This is a genomic window from Allobosea sp. P1_A7, assembly GCF_056406775.1.
In genome coordinates, this window is the sequence record NZ_JBFTZN010000507.1 from 1 (window position 1) to 2,038 (window position 2,038).

Genomic DNA, 2,038 nt, shown 5'->3' on the forward strand with positions numbered 1-2,038 from the left:
GGTGCCGCCGGTGAGGTTTGAGGCTTCGTCCGAGAGCAGGAAGAGCATGATCGCGACCTGTTCCGCCGGCGTCGCGTCGCGCTTATGGGAATCGGCCGCCTGCAGCAGGCTTTCGGCCTTCAGCATGCTCGGGCCGCCGCCTGTGTCCTGCAGCTTCCTGGTCACGAGCTCCAGCGCGCGCTCGACCATCGGGGTTGCGGTCTGGGCCATGTTCACCGAGTTGATGCGGATCCCATAGGCGGCATAGTCGATCGCGGCCGAGCGGGTGAGGCCGGTCACCGCGTGCTTGCTGGCGACATAGGCCGGATTTCCGCCGAACCCGGTTAGCCCGGTGACCGAGCCGACATTGACGATGGCGCCGCCGAGATTCTGTTTCACCATCTGCTTGAGCTCGGCGCGCATCGACTTGAACACGCCGGTCGCATTGGTGCGCAAGACATTGTCCCAGTAGGCGTCCGTGGCCTCATGGATCGGCGCGAAGAGCAGGTGTTTTTGCCGCTCGTATTCGATCGGCGCGCCGGAATAGACGCCGTCCATGACGCCGGCATTGTTGATGGCGTAATCGAGCCGGCCGAAGCGAGCGACCGCGACCTTCACCATCTGCTCGCAGGTCTCGGTGTCGGAGATATCGCCGAAGACGAACTCCGCCTTTCCGCCTGCCTTCGCGATGGCGTTCATGTGTTCGGAGCCCTGTTCCTGCAACCAGTCGGCACCGACGACATTGGCGCCCTCGCGGGCGGCACGCTGGGCCGCGAGCGCGCCCATGCCGCGCGCGCAGCCGGTGACGATGAGCGTCTTGCCCTTGAAGCGCTCGGGGATGAAGTAATCCGGGCTGAGCGGCGCGACGTCCCTGGTACCGATGCCGCGCTTGCCCGTCTGGGCCTGGGCTTCCGCGGCAAGCGAGAGCCCGCCGGCTGCGCCGGCGGAGGAGGCGAGCGCGATGGCCTTCAGCAGATCTCGGCGTTCCATCGATCGGTCCCTTCCGGTTCTGGGCGGCACGGCGGACAGTGGCAATGCGTCGGGACGAACGGCGGCCGCCTCGGGACTGCCGGGGGCGGCGACATGACCATGGGCAGCGACCTCCCGCAGCGGGAACAGGCTTTTGCTCAGATCGACGATTGTATCCGACGCAGCGCGACCTGGGAAAGGCGAGGCTGTACCGGCATGGACGCAACTTCTACTAGAGGCATTGTCTCAGCAGCGCGACGACGGCGACCCCGGCGAGCGCTGCCGCAAGGTCGCTGCCGCTCGCTTTCATGACCAGGATGGCCGCGGCGAGACCTGCGCATTCCGGGACGCGTCCCTGGAGTACGACCGGCGCCATGATGCCCGTCATGACGCCGATGGGGAGGGCTCGCAGCGCCGCTTCGCGCCTGGGCGTCAAAGCAACGAAGCGCATGAAGAAGAACCCGCCGGCGCGGCAGAGATAGGAGGCCGTCGCCATCACCACTAGCGCGATCGCGAAGCGCTGGTCGAGGCTCACGGCAGGGCCTCGCTCGGGGCCGGATTGCGGAAGAGCAGGGCGCCGGCTGCGGCTGCGGCAAGTCCGCCGGCGACGATGATCCAGCCGCTGGAGACGAAGGGAGCGAGCATCACAGCCGCAAGGCCGGCAGCGAGCACCGGTCCGAGATCGGCCTTGCCCTTCCACATCCCGATGAGGAGCGCTGCTGAAAAGGCGATCAGCATGAAGTCCAGGCCGTAGCGCGCCGGGTCGCCGATCAGGCCGCCACTGAGGCGGCCGATCAAGGTGCCGAAAATCCAGGGCGCGAACATCGCGATCCCCGAACCCAGCACGAAGGCCGCATCGTCCTGACCGTGTTCCCGCTCGGCCATCGCCAGCGCCCAGTTGCCATCGCCGAGGAAGAACAGGGTTCCGTAGCTTGCGAGCGGCGGCGCTCCCGCGAGCCAGGGGCGCAGTGCCGCGCCATAGAGCACGTAGCGCGCGTTCATCAGCACGATTGCGGCGAATAATGGCAGCAGCTGCGCCCCGTCCCGCCAGACCTGAAGAGCCGCCATCTGCGCCGAACCGGAATAGATG

3 protein-coding genes are annotated in these 2,038 nt (G+C 67.2%); all 3 read right to left on the reverse strand.

The features are described 5' to 3' along the window. Positions 1-969: SDR family NAD(P)-dependent oxidoreductase (locus AC1D34_RS36990; RefSeq protein WP_476826955.1), on the reverse strand; the 969-nt coding region annotated here is incomplete at its 3' end. Positions 970-1,180: 211 nt separating this feature from the next. Beyond that, positions 1,181-1,483, reverse strand: coding sequence for an AzlD family protein (locus AC1D34_RS36995; protein WP_476826956.1), 303 nt, complete (start codon positions 1,481-1,483; stop codon positions 1,181-1,183). Then, the coding region (locus AC1D34_RS37000; protein WP_476826957.1) for an AzlC family ABC transporter permease at positions 1,480-2,038 on the reverse strand (559 nt) is incomplete at its 5' end. The genes AC1D34_RS36995 and AC1D34_RS37000, both read right to left, overlap by 4 nt.